Annotated in this window: 7 protein-coding genes; 1 reads left to right on the top strand and 6 read right to left on the bottom strand. The window is 75.3% G+C overall.

What is annotated here, in order from left to right:
• Positions 1 to 3: 3 nt before the first annotated feature.
• From ACXNSR_RS01975 to ACXNSR_RS01965, 3 genes are all read right to left on the bottom strand, one after another.
• Complete coding sequence (locus tag ACXNSR_RS01975) at positions 4 to 14,289, bottom strand: amino acid adenylation domain-containing protein (protein ID WP_458640386.1); 14,286 nt, start codon at positions 14,287 to 14,289, stop codon at positions 4 to 6.
• A gap of 127 nt (positions 14,290 to 14,416) precedes the next feature.
• On the bottom strand, positions 14,417 to 15,763 hold the full coding sequence (gene entS, locus ACXNSR_RS01970; RefSeq protein WP_458640385.1) for an enterobactin transporter EntS: 1,347 nt from the start codon (positions 15,761 to 15,763) through the stop codon (positions 14,417 to 14,419).
• Positions 15,764 to 15,803: 40 nt separating this feature from the next.
• Positions 15,804 to 16,043, bottom strand: a complete 240-nt coding sequence (locus ACXNSR_RS01965) for a phosphopantetheine-binding protein (protein ID WP_458640384.1) — start codon at positions 16,041 to 16,043, stop codon at positions 15,804 to 15,806.
• Positions 16,044 to 16,276: 233 nt separating this feature from the next.
• On the opposite strand from ACXNSR_RS01965, the gene ACXNSR_RS01960 reads away from it, so the two are divergent.
• Complete coding sequence (locus ACXNSR_RS01960) at positions 16,277 to 16,777, top strand: GNAT family N-acetyltransferase (protein WP_458640383.1); 501 nt, start codon at positions 16,277 to 16,279, stop codon at positions 16,775 to 16,777.
• 98 nt (positions 16,778 to 16,875) lie between these two features.
• Here ACXNSR_RS01960 and ACXNSR_RS01955 read toward each other — a convergent pair whose 3' ends face one another.
• The 3 genes from ACXNSR_RS01955 to ACXNSR_RS01945 all read right to left on the bottom strand — a co-directional run bounded on the left by ACXNSR_RS01955 (position 16,876) and on the right by ACXNSR_RS01945 (position 19,889).
• On the bottom strand, positions 16,876 to 17,082 hold the full coding sequence (locus tag ACXNSR_RS01955) for an MbtH family protein (protein WP_030386649.1): 207 nt from the start codon (positions 17,080 to 17,082) through the stop codon (positions 16,876 to 16,878).
• An 80-nt stretch (positions 17,083 to 17,162) separates the two neighbouring features.
• Positions 17,163 to 18,485: a condensation domain-containing protein gene (locus ACXNSR_RS01950; RefSeq protein WP_458640382.1), complete on the bottom strand. Its 1,323-nt coding sequence runs from the start codon at positions 18,483 to 18,485 to the stop codon at positions 17,163 to 17,165.
• A 6-nt stretch (positions 18,486 to 18,491) separates the two neighbouring features.
• A complete protein-coding gene (locus ACXNSR_RS01945) occupies positions 18,492 to 19,889 on the bottom strand; it encodes a lysine N(6)-hydroxylase/L-ornithine N(5)-oxygenase family protein (protein ID WP_458640381.1) in 1,398 nt (465 codons plus the stop codon).
• Positions 19,890 to 20,084 lie beyond the last annotated feature (195 nt).

Below are 20,084 nucleotides of genomic sequence, written 5' to 3'. Positions count from 1 at the left end.
GCGTCACTGCTGGGCCCTCCACATTTCTTCGAGCATGGTGATCTGGTCCTGGTCGAGATCGACCAGGTCGAGGTCCGAGGGGGTGTGCCCCGCGGACGTGCCGCCGTCGGCCCAGGCGGCGAGGGTGTCCACGGCGGCCGTCCAGCCGTCCGCGAGCTGCCCCACGGTGTCCTGGGAGAGCGCCTCGCCCGCCCAGATGAAGTGGGCGGTGAGCTCCGGCCCGCCGTCCCCGTCGGTGATCTCCGCGGTGATCTCCAGTACGTGGGAGAGCGGCATTGCCGGGTCGGGGCGGGCGGACAGGGCATCGGCCTCCGGGGCCGGGCCCCAGGCGGAACGGGCCCGGCCGGTCTGCCGTCCCAGGTAGTTCCACAGGATCTCGGCGCGGGCCTCCGGGTCGAACAGCCGCGCCGTGGCCGGGTTGTTGTAGCGCAGCAGGCCGGCGCCGAGCCCGCCGTCGGGCACGGCCCGCAGCAGCTCCTTGACCTCCTTGAGCAGCGCCCCGGCGTCCGTGCGTCCGGCGGCGACCGCCGCCGGGTCGTAGCTGCCCACCGGCAGGCGCAGCGGGTGGATGCTGGTCAGCCAGCCCACCGTGCGGGTGAGGTCGGCGCCGGGCAGCAGTTCCTGCTCCCGGCCGTGACCCTCCAGGTCCACCGTGAACCCGTCCGGCCGGGCCCGTCCCGAGCGGGCCGCCCAGTCGCCGACCGCCAGCACCAGCGCGCTCAGCAGGGTGTCCCCGACCGTGCCGTGGAAGGCGGCCGGAACGGCCTGGAGCAGCGGTGCCGTGCGTTCCGCCGAGATCCGTACGGACAGCCGGCGCGCGGTGGCCGCGGTGTCGGTGCCCGGGTCCAGCGGACGTCCGGCGAGCAGCGGGCCGCCGGGGGCGGCCGCCAGCCAGCGGTCCAGCTCGGCGGTGCGGCGGGGGCTCTGCGCCTCGGCCAGCAGGTGAGTGGTCCAGGCCCGCAGCGGGGTGCCGACCGGCTCCAGGTCCGGTGTCCGGCCCGCTGCGGCGGCCTCGTGGGCCGCCTCCAGGTCGGGCAGCAGGATCTGCCAGGAGACCTCGTCCACCGCGAGGTGGTGGACGACGAGCAGCAGCCGGCCCGGCTCGGCCGGACCCCGGTCGAGGTGCACGGCGCGTACGAGGGCCCCCGACTCGGGATCCAGCAGCCGCCAGACCCGCTCGGACTCGGCGGCGACCAGCTCGCGCAGAGCGGTCTGCGACAGGCCCGCCGCGTCCACGCCCTCCAGGACGGCGGACGCGTCCACGGCACCGGCCGGGCGGATCTCCGCGCTCCACACCCCGGGGCGGGGCACGGTCAGCAGCTGGCGCAGCGCCTCGTGGTGGTCGAGTACGGCCTGCAGCGCGGCGGCCAGGTGCGGACGCCGGGCCCCGGCGGGCAGCCGGACCAGCCGGGCCTGCGCGAACGAGGCGAACGGGCCGCCCCGTTCGGCCAGCCAGGACGCCACCGGGGGCAGCGGCAGCGGGCCGGGGCCCGTATCGGCCGTACGGGCGACGGGTGCGGCCGGGCCCTCGGGCACGGTCGCGACCGAGGCCAGCGCCGCCGGGGTCGGGTGCGTGAAGATCTGCCGGGCCGAGACGGTCAGCCCGGCCTTGCGGGCCAGCCCCACCAGCCGGATGGAGACGATGCTGTCGCCGCCGAGCTCGAAGAAGTTGGCCTCGGGGCCGACCCCGGGCAGACCCAGCACCTCGCCCATCAGGGCGCACAGGATCTGCTCGGGGGTCCCGGCCGGCACCCGGGCCGCCGGGGCGGCGGGCGCGGCCGGTACGGCGGTCACCGGCGCGGGCAGCGCCCGCCGGTCCAGCTTGCCGTTCGCGGACAGCGGCAGCCGCTCCAGCTCCGTGAACACGGCCGGGACCATGTACTCGGGCAGCCGGGCCACGGCCAGGGCGCGCAGGGCGGCCGGGTCGACGACGGCGCCGGGCGCCGGGACCGCGTACGCCACCAGGCGGCGCACCCCGGGCTGGTCCTCGCGGACGACGACCGCGGCCCGGTCCACCTCCGGCGCACTCGTCAGGACCGCCTCGATCTCCCCGAGTTCGATGCGGAACCCGCGCAGCTTGACCTGGTCGTCGGTGCGGCCGAGGTAGTCGAGGCGGCCGTCCGTGAGGCGCCGGACGAGGTCGCCGGTGCGGTACATGCGGGCGCCGGGCGCCCCGTACGGGTCGGCGGTGAAGCGTTCGCCCGTGAGGGCCGGGCGGCCGAGGTAGCCGCGGGCCAGCTGGACGCCGGCCAGGTACAGCTCGCCGGGCACCCCGACGGGCACCGGCCGCAGCCGCTCGTCGAGCACGTAGACGCGGGTGTTCCACATCGGCAGGCCGATCGAGGCCGAGGCCCGCCCCCCGGCAGCGGTGAGCACGGTGCAGGCACCGGAGGTGACGTCGACGGCCGCCTCGGTGGGGCCGTAGAGGTTCTCCAGCGCCACCGCCGCGCCGCCGGCCGAGGCGTGGAAGCGGCCGACCAGCTCGCTCGGGAGGGCCTCGCCGCTGCACACGACCAGGCGCAGGGACGGGCAGTCGGCGACGGCGGCCTCCCCGACGAAGGCGGCGAGCATGGACGGGACGAAGTGCACGACGGACACGCGCTGTTCGCGGATCAGCTCGGCGAGGTAGTCCGGCTCCTTGTGCCCGTCGGGGCGGGCGATGACCAGCGGTACGCCCTCGACGAGCGGCCAGAAGAACTCCCACACCGACACGTCGAAGCTCGCCGGGGTCTTCTGCAGCACCCGGTCTCCCGGGCGCAGGGTGTAGGCGCCCTGCATCCACTGCAGCCGGTTGACGATCGCCTCGTGCTCGACCATCACGCCCTTGGGCTTGCCGGTGGAGCCCGAGGTGAAGATCACGTAGGCGGGGTGGCGGGGCAGCAGGGGCGTGTGCCGCTCCGCCTCGGCCAGGTCCGAGCCGTCCAGCTCGGCCAGCCGGGAGCGGACGGTGGGGGAGTCCAGCAGGACCCGCTCCCTGCCCACTTCGGGGGAGAGCAAGGTTCCCGACAAAGTGTCGGTAAGTATCAGGGCTGGCTCGGCGGTACGGGTCATGTACGCCAGGCGGTCGGTCGGCAGGCCGAGGTCGAGCGGCAGGTAGGCGCCGCCCGCCCGGACCACCGCGTGCAGGGCGACCACCAGGTCGAAGGAGCGCGGCAGGGCCACGGCCACCACCGACTCCGGACCCACCCCGCGACCGATCAGCAGCCGCGCCAGCCGGTTCACCCGCTCCTCGAACTCGGCCCGCGACAGCTCGCGCCCCTCGAAGACCAGCGCGGGGCCGGTCTCCTCCTTCGCGCCCGCCGCCACCAGGGCGGCCAGTGTCCGGGGCCCGCCGAGCGTGCGGTCGGTGTCGTTCCAGCCGTGCAGCGCGAGCTCCCGCTCCGCCGGGTCCAGCACCTCGACCGCCGAGACCGGCCGGTCCGGCGCCGCAACGACCGCGTCCAGCAGCAACAGCAGCCGCCGGGCCAGTAGTTCGACGGTCCCGCGGTCGAAGAGGTCGGTCGCGAAGCGGATGCCGCCCGCGATCCCCCCGGGCTCCCGGGAGGCCCCGAAGGCGAACTCCAGGTCGAACTTGGCGCCGCCGGTCTCCACAGTGAACTCCGCCGTCGGCAGCCCGAACAGCTCCGGCACCGCGCTGTCCGCGGAGTGGTAGGTCACCATCGTCTGGAACAGCGGATTGCGCGATCGGGACCGCTCCGGATCCACCGCCTCGACCACCGCCTCCAGCGGCAGGTCGGCGTGGGCCAAGGCCGCCAGCCCGGTGTCCCGCACCCGCGCCACCAGCTCGGCGAAGCTCGGGTCCCCGGACAGATCGGCGCGCAGCACCAGCGTGTTGAGGAAGAATCCGACGAGCCCGTCGAGTTCCTCGCCCTCCCGCGCCGACACCGGACTGCCCAGCGGGATGTCCTCCCCGGCGCCCAGCCGGTGCAGCAGCGCGGCCACGGCCGCGTGCGCCACCATGAACAGCGTCGCCCCGCCCTCCCGGGCGATCCGCGCCAGCCCCGCCCCGGTCCGCGCCGGGACCTCGAAGGTCACCACGTCGCCCTCGTACGAGGGGACCGCCGGCCGCGGCCGGTCGGCGGGCAGCGCGAGCTCCGCGGGGGCGCCGGCCAGCGCCTGCCGCCAGTACGCGGCCTGCCGGGCCGCCACCGACTCCGGGTCGCCGGCGTCGCCGAGCAACTCCCGCTGCCACAGCGCGAAGTCGGCGTACTGCACCGCCGGCGGGGCGAAGTCGGGGGCCGCGCCCGCCGACCGGGCGGCGTACGCCCGGTCCAGGTCCGCCAGCAGCGGGCCGGCCGACCCCTCGTCCGTGACGATGTGGTGCACGAGCACCACCAGCAGATGGTCCTCCGGCCCGGCCCGCAGCAGCGTGACCCGCACCGGCGGCTCGGCGGCCAGGTCGAAGACGTGCCCGCCCGCGCGGACCGCCTCCTGCTCCAGCCGGTCCGCCGCCACCTCGCGCACGGTCAGCGCCACACCGGCCCGCCCGGCCGTCAGGACCACCTGGTACGGCTCGCCCTCGTGCTCACGGAACACGGTCCGCAGGCTCTCGTGGCGGGCGACCAGATCGCCCACCGCCGCCTCCAGGGCCGCCGTGTCCACCGGCCCGCTCAGCCGCACCGCGAGCGGCACGTTGTAGGTGGTACCCGGACCGCGCACGCTGTCCAGCAGCCACAGCCTGCGCTGTGCGAAGGACAGCGGCAGCCGCTCGGGCCGCGGGGCGGCCGCCACGAGGCGCGGACGCCCGGCGCCGGTGCGCTCCGCGAGGAGGGCGGACAGCGCGGCGACCGTGCGCGCCTCGAACAGGTCGCGGATGGCGCAGTCCACGTCCAGGGCCGCCCGGAAGCGGCTCACGGCGCGGGCGGCGAGCAGCGAATGGCCGCCGAGGGCGAAGAAGTCGTCCTCCACGCCGACCGAGTCCAGGCCCAGTACGTCGGCCAGGATCCCGGCGAGGATCTCCTCGCGGGCGCCGCGCGGTGCCCGGGAGGCACCCGCGACCGGCGCGGCGGGCGCCGGCAGCGCCCGCCGGTCCAGCTTGCCGTTGGCCGTCGTCGGCAGCGCCGGGAGCGGCACCACCACCGCCGGGACCATGTACTCGGGCAGGCGGGCAGCGGCCAGGGCGCGCAGCGCCGCCGGGTCGACGGCGGTGCCGGGTGCGGGGACCGCGTAGGCCACGAGGCGCTGCACGCCGGGCTGGTCCTCGCGGACGACGACGGCGGCCTGGGCGATGCCCGGGGCGCCGCTGAGCACGGCCTGGATCTCGCCGAGTTCGATGCGGAACCCGCGCAACTTGACCTGGTCGTCGGTGCGGCCGAGGTAGTCGAGCCTCCCGTCCCGGCGCCGGCGCACCACGTCGCCGGTGCGGTACATGCGTGCGCCCGGGGTGCCGTAGGGGTCGGCGGTGAAGCGTTCGCCGGTCAGCGCGGGGCGGCCGAGGTAGCCGCGGGCCAGCTGGACGCCGGCCAGGTACAGCTCGCCGGGCACCCCGACGGGCACCGGCCGCAGCCGGGCGTCGAGCACGTACACGCGGGTGTTCCACACGGGGCTGCCGATGGAGGCGGAGACGGCCGCGGAGCCCGCCCCGGCCGCCGGGCAGTCGGCGGCGGTGACGTCGACGGCCGCCTCGGTGGGGCCGTACAGGTTCGCCAGCCGGATCGCGCCGCCGGGGGCGGAGGCGTGGAAGCGCGTGACGAGCTCGCTCGGGAGGGCCTCGCCGCTGCACACGACCAGGCGCAGGGACGGGCAGTCGGTCACGGCGGCCTCCCCGAGGAAGGCGGCGAGCATGGACGGGACGAAGTGCAGGACGGACACGCGCTGTTCGCGGATCAGCTCGGCGAGGTAGTGCGGGTCCTTGTGCCCGTCGGGGCGGGCGATGACCAGCGGTACGCCCTCGGCGAGCGGCCAGAAGAACTCCCAGACGGAGACGTCGAAGCTCGCCGGGGTCTTCTGCAGCACCCGGTCGGTGGAGTCCAGCCCGTACGCGTCCTGCATCCAGCGCAGCCGGTTGACGATCGCCTCGTGCTCGACCATCACGCCCTTGGGCTTGCCGGTGGAGCCCGAGGTGAAGATCACGTAGGCGGGGTGGCGGGGCAGCAGGGGAGTGCGCCGCTCCGCGTCCGCGACCGGACCGCCCGGCAGCGCGGCCAGCTCGGCCGCCCGCTCGGGAGCGTCCAGGACGAGGATCTCGGTGTCGGGCAGCTCCGGCAGCGCCCCCAGCGAGGGCAGGTCCGTCAGCAGGCAGACCGGCGCGGCCGTTTCCGCCATGTACGCCAGGCGGTCGGTCGGCAGGCCGAGGTCGAGCGGCAGGTACGCGCCGCCCGCCCGGACCACCGCGTGCAGGGCGACCACCAGGTCGAAGGAGCGCGGCAGGGCCACGGCCACCACCGACTCCGGACCCACCCCGCGACCGATCAGCAGCCGCGCCAGCCGGTTCACCCGCTCCTCGAACGCGGCGCGCGAGAGCTCGTTCCCCTCGAGGACGAGGGCCGTCGCCAGCGGATCGCGCCGGGCGCCCGCAGCGGCCAGCGCGTCCAGGGTCTGCGGAGACACCGGGCGGACGGTGTCGTTCCACCCGTCCAGCACCTGGGCCCGCTCGGCGGGCTCCAGCAGCTCCAGCTCGGCCAGCGGGGCCTCGGGGGCCGCCGCGGCCGCCCCGAGCAGGCGCAGCAGCCGGGCCTGCAGCGACCGTACGGTCTCCGCGTCGAACAGGTCGGTCGCGTACCGCACCCCGCAGGTCATCGAGGCGGGCGAGCCTGCGGAGCCCGGGGTGCGGCGGAAGAGGATCTCCAGGTCGAACTTGGCGTCCCCCGCCGCGACCGGGAACTCCTCGGCCGTCAGCGAGCCGAGGGCGCGCAGCGGCTCGGCGCCGCCGTCCTCGTAGGCCACCATCGTCTGGAACAGCGGGTGGCGCGACAGCGAACGCTCCGGGTCGACCGCCTCGACGACCGCGTCGAAGGGCAGGTCGGCGTGGGCGAGGGCGGCCGATCCGAAGGCGGCCGTGCGGCGCAGCAGTTCGGCGAACGACGGGTCGCCCGCCAGATCGGCCCGGATGACCAGGGTGTTCACGAAGAACCCGACCAGTGCGTCCAGGGCCTCCTCGCCGCGCCCCGCCACCGGACTGCCCAGCGCGATGTCCGTTCCGGCGCCGAGCCGGTGCAGCAGTGCGGCGACGGCGGCGGTCACCACCGTGTACATCGTGGTGCCCCGCTCCCCGGCCAGGGCCTCCAGCTCCGCCACGAGTCCGGGCGCCAGCGTCGTGGTCACGGTCCGGCCCTCGTGCGTGGGGCGGGCCGGGCGCGGGCGGTCGGCCGGCAGCTCCAGCTCCTGCGGCAGCCCCGCCAGGGCCTCGCGCCAGAAGGTCGCCTGGTCGTGCGCGACCGAACCGGGGACCGCGGCGTCGCCCAGCAGCTCGCGCTGCCACAGCGCGTAGTCCGCGTACTGGACCGCGGGCGGCGCGGTTTCCAGGACCCCGCCCGCGCACCGGGCCGCGTAGGCGGCGCCCAGATCGGCCAGCAGCGGACCGGCCGACCACTCGTCGCCGGCGATGTGGTGCAGCAGCAGGAGCAGCACCTGCTCGTCGGCGGCGGTGCGCAGTACGGTCACCCGCAGCGGCGTCTCGGCCTCCAGGTCGAAGGCGTGACCGGCCGCCGCGTCGAGGCTCCGGCCCAGACCGGCCGGCTCGACGTCGGCCACCGCGAAGGGCACGCCCGCCTCCGAAGGCTCCAGCACCCGCTGGTACGGGCCCTCGGCGTCCTCCGCGAAGACCGTACGCAGCGCCTCGTGCCGGGCCGTCACCTCCCGCAGGGCCGCTTCCAGCGCGGCCGGGTCCAGCTCCCCGCGCAGCCGCAGGGCCAGCGGGATGTTGTACGTCGCGTTCGGGCCCTCCATCCGGTGCAGGAACCAGAGCCGGGCCTGGGCGTACGACAGCGGAAGCCGCTCCGGGCGCGGACCCGCCACCAGGGCCGGCCGGACCGCCGCGCGGCGGCCGGCCAGCCGTGCGGCGAGCGCCGCGACCGTGCGCAGCTCGAACACGTCCCGCACCGAGCACTCGGTGCCCAGCGCCGTCCGGATCCGGGCCACCACGCGGGTGGCCAGCAGGGAGTGCCCGCCGAGCCGGAAGAAGTCCTCGTCGGCGCCGACCGAGGGGACGCCCAGCACCTGGGCGAAGACCTCGGCGATCCGCTCCTCGGCGGCCCCGCGCGGGGCCCGCCCGGAGGTGTCGGCCGCCATGACCGGAACCGGCAGCGCCGCCCTGTCGAGCTTGCCGTTCACGTTCGTCGGCAGCACCGGCAGCACCATCACGGCGGCCGGGACCAGGTGTTCGGGCAGCCGCTCGGTCAGCTCCGCCCGCAGCCGGGCCGGATCGGCCGGGCCCGTGACGTAGCCGACCAGGCGCGGCAGGCCCGGGGTGTCCTCGCGGACCACCACGGCGGCCGAGGTGACCCCGTCGAGGGCGGCGAGTTCGGCCTCCACCTCGGCCGGCTCCACCCGGAAGCCGCGGATCTTGACCTGGTCGTCGACCCGGCCGAGGAATTCCAGCAGGCCGTCGGCCCGCCACCGCACGAGGTCGCCGGTGCGGTACATCCGGGCACCCGGAGAGCCGAACGGATCTGCGACGAAACGTTCCGCCGTAAGTGCGTGACGGCCCAGGTAACCGCGGGCGATCTGCTCGCCCGCGAGGTACAGCTCGCCCGGCACGCCCACGGGCACCGACCGCAGCCGCCCGTCCAGCACGTGCGCCCGGCTGTTGTCCAGCGGCCGGCCCACCACCGGCGAGACGCAGTCGTCCACCCGCGCCACCAGGGCGTCCACCGTGAACTCGGTGGGCCCGTAGTAGTTGACGACCTGCACCCCGGGGACGGCGCGCAGCTCCTCCCACAGCGCGGGCGGCACCGCCTCGCCGCCCAGCAGGAACAGCGGCGGCCGCCACTCGCCCGCCAGCAGTCCGGCGTCGACCAGCTGCCGGCCGTACGAAGGGGTGACGTCGAGCGTGTCGATCCGCTCGGCGCGCACGTACGCCACGACCGCGTCGGCGTCCCGGCGCCCGTACTCGTCCAGGACGTGCAGCTCGTGCCCGGCCACCAGCCACAGCAGCTGCTCCCACGAGGAGTCGAAGGAGAAGGAGGCGGTGTGCAGCGCCCGCACCCGGCGCCCCAGCCGCTCGGCGACCGGCAGGTACAGCTCCCTCTCGTGATCGTGGAAGAGCCGGGTCAGACCGGCGTGCCGGAGCACGACCCCCTTGGGGCGCCCGGTGGAACCGGAGGTGTGGATGACGTACGCGGCGTGCTCGGGGTCCACCGGCACATCGGCCCCCGGCACGGCCGCCGCCAGCCGGGCCACGGTCGCGGGGTCGTCCAGTACCACCAGGTCGGTTCCGGGCAGCCGGTCCGCGACCGCCCGGGTGGTCACCGCGCACACCGGCGCGGCGTCGCCGAGCATGAATGCGATCCGCTCGGCGGGATGGTCCAGGTCCAGCGGCAGGTAGGCGCCGCCCGCCTTCAGGACGGCGAGCGTGGCCACCACGGTGTCGGCGGAGCGCGGGACGGCCAGGGCCACCACCGCGTCCGGGCCGACGCCGTGCTCGGCCAGCACGGCCGCCAGCCGGCCCGCGCGGTCCTCCAGTTCGGCGAAGGTCAGCCGCTCCTGCCCGGCGACCACGGCCACCGCGTCCGGAGCCGCGGCCGCCCGGGCCGCGAACACCTCGGTCACCGAGCCCGGCTCCACCGGCCGGTCCGTGTCGTTCCAGCGGGCCAGCCGGGCGCGCTCGGCCTCGTCCCGCAGCTCCCACCAGGACACCGGGTCCGCCGGGGCCGCCACCGCCGCGGCGAGCGCGCGCAGCAGGCGCCGGACGAAGGTGTCCACGGTCGCGCGGTCGAACAGCGCGGTCGCGTAGAACACCTCCACTTCGAGGTCCTCGCCGTGGGCCGCGTCCGAGAAGGTGATGTCGAGGTCGAACTTGGTGACCCCCGGATCCACCCGGTCCACCCGGGCCGGGTACCCGAACAGGTTCGCCACGTCCTGGGTCACCGTGCTGTGCGAGACCATCGTCTGGAACAGCGGGTGGCGGGAGAGCGAGCGCTGCGGGTTGACCTCCTCCACGACCGCCTCGAAGGGCAGGTCGGCGTGGTCGAGGGCGGCCAGGTCGGCCGTGCGCACCCGGTCCAGCAGCTCCGTGAAGGACGGGTCGCCGGACAGATCGGTGCGCAGCACCACCGTGTTGACGAAGAAGCCGACGAGCTCGTCGAGCGCGCTGTCGCTCCGCCCGGCGACCGGGCTGCCGAGCACGATGTCCTCGCCCGCGCCGAGCCGGTGCAGCACCGCGGCCACCGCCGCGTGCACCACCATGAACACGCTGGTGCCCGTCTCACGGGCCAGCGAGCGCACCGCGGCCGCCAGTTCGCGCGGCACCGGCTTGAAGACCATGGCACCGGCCGGGTCTGCGACCGCCGGGCGCGGCCGGTCGGCCGGCAGCCCCGCCTCCGGCGGCAGCTCCGCCAGGGCCCCGCGCCAGTACGCCGCCTGCGCGGCGGCGAGCGAACCACCGGTCCGCGTCCCGCCCAGCAGCTCGCGCTGCCACAGCGCGAAGTCGGCGTACTGCACGGCCGGAACCCTGAGCCGGGGGTCCTCGCCCGCGCACCGGGCCGCGTACGCCCGCTCCAGGTCGCTCAGGAACGGTCCCATCGACCACTCGTCGCTCGCGATGTGGTGCAGCAGGACCACCAGGGCGTGCTCACCACGGGCCTCGTCGCGGACCAGCGTCACCCGCAGCGGGGCCTCCCCGGACAGGTCGAAGAGGTGCCCCAGCGCATCCCGGACCGCGCCCTCGAACCCGTCGGCGGCCACGTCGCGGACGTGCAGCCGCACCCCGGCCTCCGCCAGGTCCAGCACCCGCTGGTACGGCTCCCCGTCCCGCTCCCCGAACACGGTGCGCAGGGTCTCGTGGCGGCCGGCCACGTCCCGCAGGGCCGCGTCCAGGGCGTCCGCGTCGAGCGCCGTGTCGAACCGCACCACGAACGGGATGTTGTAGGTGGCGCTCGCCCCTTCCACCTGGTGCACGAACCACAGGCGCTGCTGAGCGTACGAGAGCGGCAGCGGGTCGGGGCGCGGACCCGCCACGGGCGCCGGACGGGCGGCGGCCGTGCGCCCGGCCAGCAGGGCGGCGAGCGCGGCCACCGTACGCGCCTCGAAGACGTCCCGGATCCCGCACTCGGTGCCCAGGGCGGTCCGCACCCGCGCGATCACCCGGGCGGCGAGCAGCGAGTGGCCGCCGAGGGTGAAGAAGTCGTCGTCGGGCCCCACGGTCTCCAGGCCGAGCACGTCGGCGAAGACCCCGCAGAGGATCTCCTCGCGGGCGCCGCGCGGCGCCCGCGCCCCGCTGCCGGCCAGCGCCGCGAGATCGGGGGCGGGCAGGGAACGGCGGTCGATCTTCCCGTTGGCGGTCAGCGGGAAGGCGCCCAGGACGACCACGGCGGACGGGACCATGTACTCGGGCAGCCGCTCGGCCAGCGCCCGGCGCAGGCCCGCCGGGTCGGGGGCCGGGCCCGCCGCCGCGGGGGTGACGTAGCCGACGAGGTGCGGGAAGCCCGGCAGGTCCTCGCGGACGAGGACGACGGCCCGGTCGACGCCCTCGCCGGCGGTCAGCGCGCTCTCGATCTCGCCGAGTTCGATGCGGAAGCCGCGCAGCTTGACCTGGTCGTCGACCCGGCCGAGGAAGGCGATACGGCCGTCCGCGTTCCGGCGCACCAGGTCGCCGGTGCGGTACATCCGGCTGCCGGCCGGACCGTAAGGATCCGCGACGAAACGTTCCGCCGAGAGCGCGGGCCGACCGAGGTAGCCGCGGGCCAGCTGGTCCCCGGCGAGGTACAGCTCCCCGGGGCGGCCGACGCCCACCGGGCGCAGGGCTCCGTCCAGGACGTACGCCCGGGTGTTCCAGAACGGCACGCCGATGTCCGGGACCCCGGTGTGCGCGGGGTCGAGCCGACGGGAGGTCGCCCAGACGGTGACCTCGGTCGGCCCGTACACGTTGGTGACCGTACGGGCCGTGCGCGCGAGCCGTTCGGCGAGCGCGGCCGGCAGCGCCTCCCCGCCCACGAGCACCCGGGTGCCGCCCAGCGAGGCCGGGCGGCCGTCCTCCAGCAGGGCGTGCCACAGCGACGGCGTGGCCTGCATGACGGCGGGGCGGTGGGCGTCGACGAGCGTGGCCAGCGCGGCCGGGTCCCGTACGGTGTCGCGGTCGGCCAGGACCACCGTGGCCCCGCTGATCAGCGGGGTGTGGATCTCCAGGGCGGCGATGTCGAAGGAGATGGTGGTGACCGCGACGAGCCGCGCTCCGGCGGCCAGTTCGAGCTCGTGGGCCTGCATGCACAGGAAGTTGGCCAGGGCCGCGTGCGGGACGACGACCCCCTTGGGCCGGCCCGTGGACCCGGAGGTGTAGATCACGTACGCGGGGTGGTCGCCGGTCAGCGGCGCGGTGCGGTCGGCGTCCGCGGGGGCGTCGGGGGCGGCGTCGGCCAGCTCGGTGAGGGCGTCGGGGGCGTCGAGGACGACGGTTTCGACCCCGTCCACGACCGGAGCGGCGGCCGCGCAGTCCAGGGTGGTCAGGACGCACAGCGGGCGGGCGTCCTCGACCATGAACTCCAGCCGGTCGGCGGGGTAGTCGAGGTCGAGCGGCAGGTAGGCGGCGCCCGCCTTCAGCACGCCGAGCAGGGCCACCACGAGGTCGGCGGTACGCGGAAGCGCGAGGCCGATGATGCTCTCCGGGCCGGCGCCGCGGCCGATGAGCAGCCGGGCGAGCCGGTTGGCGCGCTCCTCCAGGGCGGCGTAGTCGAGGGTGTCCGCGCCCGCGATCACGGCGGGCACCCCGGGGTGCAGCCGGGCTGCCTGCTCGAAGGCGTCGACGACGGTGCCGGCCGGGACGGCGTGGTCGGTGGCGTTCCAGTCGAGGAGCAGGGCGTCACGGGCCGCCGGCGCGAGCAGGTCGGGGCGGCCGACGGGCGCCTCGGGCCCGGCCGCGGCGGCCTCGCGGAGGAAGTGCGCGAACTCGGCGCGGCGCGCGGCCAGCGTCTCGGCGTCGTACGCCTGCGGGTTGGCGTCGAGCTCGAAGCGGATCCGTCCCTCCGCGGCGTCGTGGTACACGCCGAGGGTGAGGTCGTCGACCGGGCCGGCGGCGACGTTGTGCACGGAGCCGGGCGATCCGGCGAAGTCGGGGGAGTTGTCGAAGGCCTTGATGTTGACCATGGGTCCCAGCAGGCCCTGTTCGCGGCCGGACAGTCCGAGGTCGCGGCGGATGTCCTCCGCGCGGTAGCGCTGGTGGCGGCGCAGGTCGCGGACGTCGGCCGCGACCGCGGCGACCAGCTCCGCCAAGGGGGTCTGCGGGCGGACCGCGACGCGCAGCGGCAGCACGTTGACGACCATGGACGGCACCTTGAGCGCCGCCGAGCCGAGCCGCGCCATGGCGGGCACGGACAGCAGCACGTCCCGGCTGCCGGTGGACCGGTGCAGGTAGGCGGCGAACGCCGCGGTCAGCACGTCGGCCCAACTGGCCTTGGCGGCACGGGCGATGGCGAGCAGGCCCGCCGTCTGCGCCTGCGTCAGGGTGGCACCGTCGCGCAGGAACGCGTGCGCCGCAGGGAAGCGGGCGCCGCTGAGCGGCTCCGGCTCGGGGTGGTCCGCGAGCCGCTCCAGCCAGTAGGCGCGGTCCTCGGCGAACCGCGGCGAGGCGCGGTAGGCCTGCTCCTCGGCGAGGACCACCTCCAGGCCGCCGAACGGATCGGGCGCCGGCTCCTCGCCCCCGACGAGGGCCGTGTAGACCTCGGCGGTGCGGCGCGAGAGCAGGGAGAACCCGAAGGCGTCCAGCACGATGTGGTGGGCCCGCTGGTACCAGAGAGTGCGGTCCGGGCCGACCTTGTGCAGCGTGAAGACGTAGAGGGAGTCCCGGACGGGGTCCACCGGGCGCGCCATGTCGGCACGCATCAGGGACAGCGCGGTGCCGTACGGGTCGTCCTGCTCGGTGTGGTCGAGTACGGCGACCAGCGGCCCGGCGGCCGGCCCGCTCCAGGCGACCTGGTACGGCTCGCCGTCGGGGCCCTCCGCGAAGCGCGCGGTGAGCGCCTCGCTCTCGGCGACCGTCCGCCGCAGTGCCGCCACGAACAGACCGGCGTCCAGCGGGCCGTCGATCTCGACGTACTGGCCGACGTTGTAGACCGGGGAGTCGGGGTCGAGCCGCTGGCCGTACCAGACACCGGTCTGGGCCCCGGTGAGGGGGAGGCGCTGGGAGGGACGCTCGGTCATGGACATCGTGCTCCAGGTTCGCTGCGGGTCCCCGTCCGGTGGCGGGACCGGCGGGGTGGGGTCGACGGGATGCGGGATGCGGGGCCTGCGGGCGGGCGGGGGAGACCCGTCAGGCGTGCCAGACGTGTCAGGCGGAGGGGGCGGCGGGCTTCAGGCCGGCGGTGCCGGGGCCGGGGTCCGGTACGGGCGTGTCGTCGGGCCCGCCCGGCCCGTCCCGCTCCTCGCGGGGAAGGGTGGCCCTGCGCAGGCCGGGTACGGCGATCGCCACGGCGACGGCGGCCACGGCGCAGATCGCGCCGTTGACGACGGCCGCCCCGCCGGGGCTGAACCAGCGGGCGAGGGCGGCGACCTCGACGTCGCCGACGACGCCTCCGGTGGTGCCCTGCGTGGTGATGACGCTGACGATGCGCCCGCGCATCCGGTCCGGGGTGCTGTGCTGGACGAGGGCGTACTCGAGGATCTCGTACACCGTTCCGGCGCCGCCGCCCACGGCGAGCAGCGCGAAGGCGACCCAGATGTCTCCGCTGAGGCCGAAGCCCACGGCGGACAGACCACCCGTGAACGCCGCGAGGATCAGCAGCCGGCCGGGCCGGGCGGCCCGGGTGAGCCAACCGCTCGTGGCGGAGACGGCGACCGCGCCGACGGCGGGGGCGGTGTAGAGGAGGCCGAGCATGACCTCGCCCCCGTGGAACTGACGGTCGACCATCTCGGGGAAGAGGACGACCGGGAGGTTGAACAGGGCCATCACGCCGCCGAGGGCGAGCAGGCCGCCGACGACACGGTTGCGCACGGCGTACTTGAACGCGACCAGCAGCGAACCGGTGTCGGCGCCGGACTCCGCGTCCTCCTCCCCGTCCCCGTCGTCCTTGATGGGAGGCAGGGGCCGGATCCGGGAGATCAGGAGGGTGGTGACGGCCGTGGTGACGGCGGTGAAGGCGAAGACCGGGCCTGGCCCCCACAGGGCGAGGAGCACGCCGCCGAGGAAGGGCGCGCTGATGGAGCCGATCTCACCGGTCAGCGAGATCAGGGCGCCCGCGGCCGGGAGCTGGTCGGGGCGCACGAGCGTCGGGGCGACGGCCATGAGGGCCGTCACACTGACGCCGGTCGCCAGGCCGTCCCAGGCGACGCACACGTAGATGCCCCACAGGGTCGGGTCCGGCAGCATCGCGTTGACGGCGAGGCCGGCGAAGGCGAGGGCCGCGGCGCCGCGGGCGCACACGATCAGCCGCCGGCGGTCGGTCCGGTCGGCCGCGACGCCGCCCCAGAGCGAGCCGAGCAGCACGGTGACGCTCATGATCATGCTCGCGACCGCGACGTCGAAGGTGGACCGCGTCAGTCCGTACACCTGGGCGGACAGGGCCACCGTCGCCATACCGAGGCCGAACAGGGACACCACGCGGGCGATGAAGATGGCGCGGAAGTCCTTGCTGGTGCGCAGGGGTTCGATGTCTATGACGAAGTCACGCAGAGGCACGGAAGGCTCCGGGGCGGGCAGGTGCGGGGGGAGGGTGGGATCAGGGGGCGGTGGTGAGCAGCTCGGCCCACTGGCGCAGGGTCGGCCGTTCCGCGAGGTCCACGAAGCTGACGCGGGCCCCTTCGGCCCGCCATTTCTCGACGAGTGACATCAGCCGGATCGAGTCGAGGCCCTGGTCCAGCAGGTCCTCGTCCAGGGAGACGTCGGCGGGCTCCGTGTAGAGCACGTCGGCGACGTCGCGGACCAGCCGGTCGAGCGTGAAGGGCGGGGAAGCGGACATGGAGGGGCTCTCTCCTCGGGGGATCGGGGGATCGGGGGATCGCGAATCTGCGGAACGGAGGCACCATTTCAGCGATCCATTAGGTAAGGCTTACCTAACTAAATGCGAAGGTGCACGTCAAGCCGGGTGTGGTGAACGCATGGCTGCCGCTTGGATGAACTGACCTCTGGGTGTGATGCGTTGGGCCGCGAGGCGGAATTGCAGGTCAATTTAGGGAAGGCTAACCTAAATTCGTGATTACTGCCGCCACGCCCCGTCCCCCGCTGCACGGCACGGACGGCCCCCCGCCGCTGGTCCGGCGGGCACGTCTGCACGACGCCCCCGCCCTGCACGCCCTCTCTCTGGCCTTCATCCGCTCCGGTGCCCTGCGCCCCCGCAGCATCGACCACTACCTGGCGCACACCGGGGAGTTCCTCCTCGCGACCGGTCGCGGCCGCACCCCGGTCCTGGGCTGTCTCGCGCTGAGCGACCAGGGGGACGGGGCCGCCGTGCTCTACAACTTCTGCGTCGCCCGGGGCAACCAGGGCCAGGGGCTGGGCGCCGCGCTGCTGCGCGCCGCGCTCGCCGAAGCCGGGAACCGCCTGGTGCGGGAGGTGTTCACCGCGACCACGAGCGGCGCCGCCTTCTTCCGCCGGCACGGCTTCGTGCCGGCCGGCCCGGGACGGGCGCCCGCCGCCTGGGCGGCGGCGCTGGACCCCGCACGCGGCTCGGAAGTGCTCTCCAGGAGGCTGTGACGCCCCCTGCGGCACGCGCACGGGGCCGGACCGGAGGACGTGCTCCGGTCCGGCCCCGTGCGTGACACCGTGGGGCCGGGCGGCCCCACGGGGCCGGGTCAGCTCCTGGCCACCAGGCTGGCGGGCCGCATGTCGGTCCAGTGCGTCTCCGTGTACGCGGCGCAGCCCTCGCGGCTGTCCTCGCCGTGCACGACGGTCCAGCCCGCGGGAACCTCCGCGAAGGCGGGCCAGAGCGAGTGCTGGTTCTCGGCGTTCACCAGCACGAAGTAGCGGGCGTCGTCGTCCTCGAAGGGGTTGGTGGCCATGGTGTCTCTCCTTGGGTGGTGACCGGGACGGTCGATTGGTGGACGGGATCAGTGGTGGATGGGATCAGCGGTGGACGGGATCAGCGGTGGACGAGGGAGGAGGCCGCCAGGGAGGCGACCGGTACGTCGGGGGCGCGGCAGAGCGCCGCCAGGTCCTCGGTGAACAGGCGGGCGAACCGGGCCGGTTCGGCCTCCTCGTAGAGCGCCGGGTTCGCGTCGAAGTCCAGGCGCAGCCGCCCTCCGGCGTCGGCCGCTGCGGACACCGACAGGTCGTCGACCGGCCCCGAGGCGAGGCTGACGACCCGGCCGCGGATCGGGCCGAAGACCAGCTCCGTCTCGAACGGCCGCAGGTTGACCAGTGGCCCGGGGACGCGGCCGCCCCCGTACTCCGGCCACACCTCGCGTGCCAGTTCCTCGCCGCGCAGCCGCTGGTGGCGGCGGAGCAGCGTCAGCTCGCCGGCCGCCCCGCGCAGCAGGGACCGGAAGGTGTCCGCCCCCCGGACCGGCAGCCGCACCGGCAGGACGTTCACCGCCGTCGCCGGGACCCGGAGCGTCCCCGGGGCGGTCCGGGCCGCCGCGTACACGGCGAGGACCGCCTCGCGAGCGCCCGCCTGTGCGGTCACCCGCACCGCGGTCGCGGCGAGGACGACCTCGGCCCAGGTGACGCGTGCGGAGCGGGCGGCGGCCCGGACGGCCGCGCCGTCCGACGCGCCGAGGTGCACGGTGTGGCGCCGCGCGGTGTCCTGGGCCGGCGCCGCCCGCCCGGCGGGTGACGCGGGCGCGGGGCGGTCGGCGTACCGCCCCGTCCAGTACCGCCGGTCCGCGGCCTGCGCCGCCGAGCCGGTGTACGCGCGGTCCGCGTCGATCAGTACGGAGACCGGCGCGAAGGGGGTCGGGCCGGGCGGTCTGCCGTTCACCAGGGCCGTGTAGACCTCGGCGATCCGCCGGCTCAGCAGCGCCACCCCGTACCCGTCGACCGCCAGCAGGTGGAAGTACTGCACCAGCAGGTGGTGTTCGGGACCGACCGTGACGAGCAGCGCGCCGGTGAGGCCGGGCGCGAGGCCGGTGGCCGGGGACGTGAGCAGCTCGGACCGGGGCGGGCAGGCGAGCTGTCCGCGCACCAGACCGACGGCGGCGCCCACCGGGTCGGCGGCCGCGGAGGTGTCCAGGCGCGGCAGGCCGCCCCGGGTCATCAGCCGCGAGCGGAGCCAGGGAGCCTCGTCGAGGGTGCGCAGCACGGCCTCGTCGAGCGCCGCCGTGTCGAGCGGGCCCACGAGCTCGATGTACTGGCCGACGTTGTGGCCGGCGTACGCGGGGTCCGCGCTCTGCGCCGCCAGGACGTGCGCCTGCGCCGCGGTGAGTCCGGCCGGCCCGGCCGCCGCCGGGGTATCGGTGCGCGGCACTGCCGCTCAGCCCCGGTGGGCGGGGACGCCGTCGGCGACGGCCGCCGCCCTGGTCGCCAGTGCCGCCCGCACCTCGCGCTCGGCGACGCGCAGCAGCAGGGAGTCGCAGATCTCGCCCGAACGCACGGCCAGCGTGGACAGCAGGGAGGCCGTGATGCCGTGGGTGTGCTCGGCGGCGGCGCCCTGGACGTAGATGCCGGCCCGGACGCGGTCGGTGGTCTCCACCCGGTGGTCACGGCCCACCCGCAGCCTGCCCTGACCGTCCGTGAGGCACTCCCCGGCCAGGTCGCCGAGCAGCTCGGCCGGCTCGGTGGGCCGGTATCCGGTTGCCAGCACCACCGCGTCGCAGTCCAGGGCGAGGGTCTCTCCCGTGGTGAGGGAACGCACCACGGCCCGCGCCCCGTCGGGCAGTTCCTCCACCGCGGCCAGGGCGGTGGCGTTCAGGATGCGCAGCCGTTCGGTGCCGGCGACCTTCTCCTGGTAGACGGTCCGGTACAGCTGCTCGATCAGTTCGCCGTCCACCACCGCGTAGTTGGTGTTGGCGTGGTAGCCGATGAGCTGCTGCTTGACCTCCTCCGGGGCGCTGAAGAACTCGTCGACGGCGGCCGGGTCGAAGATCCGGTTGGCGAACGGGCTGTCGTCGGCCGGGCTGTACCCGTACCGGGTGAACACGGCGCAGACCTCGGCGTCCGGGAACGTGCGGTGCAGGTGGTCGGCGGTCTCGGCGGCGGACTGTCCGGCGCCGACGACCACGAACCGGCGGTGAGGACGGGCCGTCAGTTCCGGGGCGCGGTGCAGCAGGTCGCGGTTGTGCCAGATGTGCGGGCCGGTGCTGATCCCGTCGGGGACGCGGGGGCGCAGCCCCGTGCCCAGTACGAGGTTGCGGGTGCGGGTGGCGCGCTGCGACCCGGTACCGGACGTGGGTCGGGTGATGACGTCCAGCAGGTCCGCGGCGCCGGGCGGACCCGCCGGGCGGACCTCGACGGCCTCGGTGGCGTAGTCGACCAGCCCGCTGAAGGGGGCGGCGCACCAGCGGAAGTAGTCGTGGAATTCGAGGCGGGTGGGGAAGAAGGACTTCTGGTTGATGAAGTCGGCGAGCCGGTCCCGGTCCTGCAAGTAGTGCAGGAAGCTGAAGGAGCTTCCCGGATTGCGCATCGTCACCAGGTCCTTCAGGAAGGAGACCTGCATGGTGGCTCCTTCGAGGAGCATGCCCTGGTGCCAGCCGAAGTCGTCCTGGCGCTCGATGAACGAGGCCCGGATCGCCTCGCCGGGGGCGCGTCGGCCGTTGTGCTCCCGGATCGCTATCGCCAGGGCCAGGTTGGCCGGCCCGAAGCCGATGCCCACCAGGTCCCTGATGTCCGGGAGAGCGTCCCCGGGTGTGGAGCTCGCGTGCGGTGCGGACATGCCCATCCTTCCTCGGTCCTACCCTATTTGGTTAGGTAAGGCTGGCCTAACATCTCTGACGGGCCGGAAGCTGTCAAGTTGAACCGCGGCCGTCTCGATACGCGCCAATCCGGTTGGTGGTGAGCTGAGTTGGGCACGCCGAAGACCCCGGAGCCGCATCGGCTCCGGGGTGGAGTGGGTGGGGGAGGGCCGGGC

The sequence above is a fragment of the Streptomyces sp. NC-S4 genome (assembly GCF_054353315.1).
Note: the sequence above shows the minus strand (reverse complement) of the source record. Positions and strands in the feature narration are given on the sequence as shown.

What these genes read in the sequence shown, in the direction of transcription:
- ACXNSR_RS01975 (WP_458640386.1), bottom strand. Translation starts at nt 14,289, where the DNA reads ATGACCGAGCGTCCCTCCCAGCGCCTCCCCCTCACCGGGGCCCAGACC.
- ACXNSR_RS01945 (WP_458640381.1), bottom strand. Translation starts at nt 19,889, where the DNA reads ATGTCCGCACCGCACGCGAGCTCCACACCCGGGGACGCTCTCCCGGAC.
- ACXNSR_RS01965 (WP_458640384.1), bottom strand. Translation starts at nt 16,043, where the DNA reads ATGTCCGCTTCCCCGCCCTTCACGCTCGACCGGCTGGTCCGCGACGTC.
- ACXNSR_RS01955 (WP_030386649.1), bottom strand. Translation starts at nt 17,082, where the DNA reads ATGGCCACCAACCCCTTCGAGGACGACGACGCCCGCTACTTCGTGCTG.